At 69.8% G+C, this 4,675-nt stretch carries 6 protein-coding genes; 3 read left to right on the forward strand and 3 right to left on the reverse strand.

Features of this window, described 5'->3' with window-relative positions:
* From G4D87_RS40075 to rimP, 3 genes are all read right to left on the reverse strand, one after another.
* Window positions 1-304 (reverse strand): YlxR family protein (locus tag G4D87_RS40075; RefSeq protein WP_163786819.1); only part of this gene is annotated, 304 nt, incomplete at its 3' end.
* 23 nt (window positions 305-327) lie between these two features.
* On the reverse strand, window positions 328-2,028 hold the full coding sequence (gene nusA / locus G4D87_RS33920) for a transcription termination factor NusA (RefSeq protein WP_163786820.1): 1,701 nt from the start codon (window positions 2,026-2,028) through the stop codon (window positions 328-330).
* A 62-nt stretch (window positions 2,029-2,090) separates the two neighbouring features.
* A complete protein-coding gene (gene rimP / locus G4D87_RS33925) occupies window positions 2,091-2,576 on the reverse strand; it encodes a ribosome maturation factor RimP (RefSeq protein WP_163786821.1) in 486 nt (161 codons plus the stop codon).
* Between the two features lie 208 nt (window positions 2,577-2,784).
* On the opposite strand from rimP, the gene G4D87_RS33930 reads away from it, so the two are divergent.
* The 3 genes from G4D87_RS33930 to G4D87_RS33940 all read left to right on the forward strand — a co-directional run.
* Window positions 2,785-3,588 carry a carbon-nitrogen hydrolase family protein gene (locus tag G4D87_RS33930; protein ID WP_163786822.1) on the forward strand — a complete coding sequence of 268 codons (804 nt, stop codon included), beginning with the start codon at window positions 2,785-2,787 and terminating at the stop codon, window positions 3,586-3,588.
* A 94-nt stretch (window positions 3,589-3,682) separates the two neighbouring features.
* On the forward strand, window positions 3,683-4,138 hold the full coding sequence (locus G4D87_RS33935; RefSeq protein ID WP_176413498.1) for a FecR domain-containing protein: 456 nt from the start codon (window positions 3,683-3,685) through the stop codon (window positions 4,136-4,138).
* Window positions 4,135-4,675 (forward strand): LysM peptidoglycan-binding domain-containing protein (locus G4D87_RS33940; RefSeq protein WP_163786824.1); only part of this gene is annotated, 541 nt, incomplete at its 3' end. The genes G4D87_RS33935 and G4D87_RS33940, both read left to right, overlap by 4 nt.

A 4,675-nucleotide genomic window follows, 5' to 3' on the forward strand; every position in this document is an offset into this window, starting at 1 on the left:
CACCGTCCCCCTGCTCCCATGCCTGCCCGAGCTGCGACGGGTCAACCTGGCCCGCCTTTCCGCGAAAGGCCCTACCAAACGCCTTCCGCTTCAGCGCTGCCGTCAGACAACCGGCACCGCACAGGTAGGCGCCCCGTCCTGGCAGCCGCCTCTTCCTGTCGACCTCGATGGCGCCTCCCGGGCCTATCACGAATCGGGTCAGTTCCGCCTGGAGTCGCCGCAACCCGCATCCGACGCACGTCCGGACCGGACCTGACCCCGCGTTCTGAATTTCCGGCCTGGGCCGGCCAGCCGGGCGCCGCACGTCCCCTCCCTTGCTCGCTTAGCTTACGGCGACTTGGTGGCTTCCGCGCCACCTTCAATTGTCGCCGTCATGGCGCCGCGCTCGGCATTCAGCTCCGCGCGCAGCTTGGCTTCCTCCACCAGGTAGTTCTCCGCCGCGCTCTTCAGCTGGCGGGCCTTCTTGATACCCACGCCCGGAACATCGCCCAGCTTCGCCAGGTCCTTCTCATTGGCGATGTCCTCCACCGAGCGGTACCCGGCGAGGATGAGCTGCTCGATGGTCTTCTCACCGACGCCCCGCACGCGCGCCATGCGCTCGGGCTGGCTGAGCTCGTCCGGATGCCGCCGCGCCTCCGCGATGCGGGCCTGCTCTCTTTCATAATCCATGCGGGACAGTTCCGCCTGATCCTCGACCATCCGGGTCCGGGCGGCTTCCTGCATGGAGGGGATGCGGGCCGGGTCGATGCCGGGCAGCTGCGCCAGCAGCTCCGCGTTGGCCTCGGCGATGTCCCGGGCCTGACGGAAGCCGTGCGCGTAGAGCGTCTCCACCAGCATCTCGTTGACGCCGGGCAGCGAGCCCAGCGAGCGGCCCGCGAACTCGCGCAGCTCCCGCACCCGGCTCTCGCTGTTGATGTCCAGCTTCCAGCCGGTCAGCTGGGCCGCCAAGCGGACGTTCTGGCCGCGACGGCCAATGGCCAGGCTGAGCTGGTCGTCCGGGACGATGAGCTCCATGGCGTGGTTGGCCTCGTCGATGATGACGCGGCTGACCTCCGCCGGGGCCAGCGCCGAGCACACGAAGCGGGCCGGGTCCTCGTCGAACGGGACGATGTCGATCTTCTCGCCGCGCAGCTCCTGCACCACCGCCTGCACGCGGCTGCCCTTCATACCGACGCAGGCGCCCACCGGGTCCACGTCCGAGTCCCGGCTGGACACGGCGATCTTCGCCCGGCCGCCCGGCTCACGGGCCGCCGCCTCGATGACGACGATGCCTTCGGCGATTTCCGGCACCTCCATCTCGAACAGCTTGGTGAGCAGGTTGACGGACGCGCGGCTGAGGACAATCTGGGGGCCCTTGGACTCACGGAGCACGTCCAGCACGAAGGCCTGGACGCGGTCGCCGGGGCGGTACGTCTCACGCGGGACCTGCTCGCGCACCGGCAGCACGGCCTCGGCGCGGCCCAGGTCCACGACGATGTTGCCGCGCTCGAACCGGCGGGCGATGCCGGTGACGATTTCGTTCTTCCGGTCGCGATACTCGTTGAAGACGTTCTCCCGCTCCGCGTCGCGCGTGCGCTGCAGGATGACCTGCTTGGCCGTCTGCGCGGCGATGCGGCCGAAGCCGCGGCGGAAGGTCTTCAGGCGGAGGATGTCACCGTACTGGTCGTCCTGGGCCTTGGCCTCGGCGGCGTCCTCGTCCCGGTAGAAAATCTGGAACACGAGCTCGTCGCCCGGCTCCACTTCCATGCCCTTCTTGTGGGCCTCGACCAGGGAGATCTGATTCACCGCCTGGACCGGGTCGACAATCTCCTCGACCACGGTGATGGCCTGGAACAGCTCCACGACGCCCTTGTCCGGGTCGTACTTCGCCTCGAGCTCGCGGTCCTGGCCAAAGTGCTTCTTGGCCGCGGTCTTCATCGCGTCTTCGAGCGTGGCAATCAGCACAGCCCGGTCGATGCCCTTGTCCTTGGCGACCTGGTCCAGGACGAGGTTGAGGTTGACACTCGGGTTGGCTTGCTGCGTGGGCATGGTCTTCTCCTAAAAGGGTCCACGGGCGCCCTCGCGCGGAGGGGCACCCTGTATGTCGACGTCTAGAACTGGAACTCCAGGTTCGCCTTGGCGATGTCCTTGAAGAGGATGTGGAAGGTTCCGGCCCCTTCCACCTCCACCGAGATTCCGTCGCCTGCCACCTCGGTCAGGGTGCCGGTGAAGTTCTTGCGCGGGGGCTCTCCCACCGGGCCGAACGTCTTCACCTTCACCTTCTCTCCCTTCACCCGCTCGAAGTGCGTCGGCTTGCGCAGCGGCCGGTCCACTCCGGGGCTGGAGACCTCCAGGCTGTACTCGTGGGGAATGAAGTCCTCCACGTCGAGCGACGGGTCCACCGCGCGCGACACCTGGGAGCACTCGTCCAGCCCGACGCGGCCACCCGGCTTGTCGATGAACAACCGGAGCACCCAGCCCTCGCGCTCCCGGAGGAACTCCAGGTCCACGAGCTCCAGGCCTTCACCCGCGACAATGGGCTCGAGCAGGGCCAAGGCCCGCTCCTCCACCGTCTGCTTGAGGTTCTTCTCCGACATGAGCGGGAAACCAGTCTCCAAAAACACGAAAAGCGGGCACGCGGCCCACTTTTCGAAGTGCTTCATCGAAAAATGTCGGGGGCGTCCGTAGCACACGCCCCGTCGGGGTGTAAAGGAAGGACGCACCCTCCTGCTCCCGGTGAAACGGGCCTGGCAGGGTGAGGAATTCCCAGGGGTTCCGGGGCCCGACGGGGGATATAACGCCCCCATGCACCTCATCGCCGCCGCGCAGATGGTGTCCACCGCCGACAAGGCCCATAACCTGGAAGCCGCGACCCGGCTCATCCGGCGCGCCGCCGGGCTGGGGGCCCGGCTGGTGGGCCTGCCTGAGAATTTCTCCTGGATGGGGCCGGAGCCCGAGCGGCAGGGCGCCGCGGAGGGGCTCGACGGTCCGACGATGTCCCGGATGGCCAGCCTGGCCCGGGAGCTGAAGGTGACGCTGCTCGCCGGCAGCGTGCTGGAGACGGGCGCGCCGGGTGGGCGCCTCTACAATACCAGCGTCCTCTTCGGCCCCGGCGGCGAGCGGCTGGCCCTCTACCGGAAAATCCACCTCTTCGACGTCGAGGTGGGAGACGGTGCGACCTATCAGGAGTCCGCGGCGGTGGCGCCGGGCACGGACGTCGTCTCCGCGGAGACCGAGGTCGGCCGGCTGGGGCTGTCCGTCTGCTACGACCTGCGCTTCCCCGAGCTGTACCGGCGGCTGTCCCGCGAAGGCGCGACGCTGCTGGCGGTTCCGGCGGCCTTCACCCTCATGACGGGCAAGGACCACTGGGAAGTGCTCCTGCGGGCCCGCGCCATCGAGAACCAGGCGTACGTGCTGGCGCCCGCTCAGGGGGGACGGCACTCAGCCAACCGCGTCACCTATGGCCACGCCCTGGTGGTGGACCCGTGGGGGCTGGTGACGGCGCGGGCCTCCGAGGGAGAAGGGCTGGCGCTGGCGCCAGTGGACCCGGAGCTGCTGGCGCGCATCCGCCGCAACCTCCCCTGCCTGGAGCACCGCCGTTTGGACTAGCGTGTGCGTACCCGGGCCCGCCCGCTCGGGTCCACCTTCGATAGACTTCGGGTCCCCCGGAACTCCCCTCGTGAACGGACGACACTGGTCTCCCATGCTGCTTGCGCTCGCGCTTTCGGCCCTCCCCGCCGCCGGCTGCACCGCCGATGAGCGGCCGTCCGCGCCCGATGCGGCGACGCGTCCGGCGGTGGCCACGCACCGCGCGCACCTGCGAGCCATGAAGGGCGGCGTCCAAATCAAGCGCGCCACGGCTGACGAGTGGAGCCCCGCGCTCGAGGGCCAGCCGCTCTACGAGAACGACAAGGTCCGCACCGAAGCGGGCGCCGGCACCGACATCGTCTTCGCCGCCAACGGCAGCACGGTGCACCTGGGCGGGGACTCGCTCATCAGCATCGCGGAGACGCGCGCCCGCCCCGGCCAGCAGCGCACGGACCTCACCGTGCTGCGGGGCCGCATCGACGCGGAGCTGGAGAAGCCCGCCGCCCAGTCCCTGTCCGTCACCACGCCGTCCGCCACCATCCAGGCGGGAAGGGAGATTGTCTTCCAATGAAGGCGGCGCTCCTCCTCCTCACATGGCTGGGCACGACGCCCCCGGGCACCGTGGTGGTGGGCCCCAACGAGTCCCTGCGCCAGGTGGCCCAGCGCACCCTGGGTGACGCGCGCGCGGTGCACGAGCTGCGCGCCCTCAACGGCCTGACGTCGGATGACGTGGCGGCGGGGACCCGGCTGAAGGTGCCCGGCCACGAGCGCGTGCTGGCCCAGAAGGCGCTGGAGACCGCGCGCACGCTGGTGGCCAGCTCGAAGGACGCGAGCGTGCCCCCGGAGGCCTCCGCCCGACTGAAGGACGCGGAGGGCCATTTCCGCGCGGCGCGCTACACGCAGGCCTCCGCGGAGGCCAATGCCGTGGGGAAGCTGGTGGCGACGGAGCGCTCGCCGCAGTCCTCCGCGTTCTCCGTGGAAGTGGGCGACGGCGACAGCACCACCGTCACCGTGAAGCAGGGCCCGCCGGTCCGCGTGGAGGCCGAGGGCGTCACCCAGCCCGTCGCCAAGGGCGAGTCCATCCGCGTGGAGAAGGGCCGTCCGCCCC

This window comes from Myxococcus vastator (assembly GCF_010894475.1).
GTDB lineage: Bacteria > Myxococcota > Myxococcia > Myxococcales > Myxococcaceae > Myxococcus > Myxococcus vastator.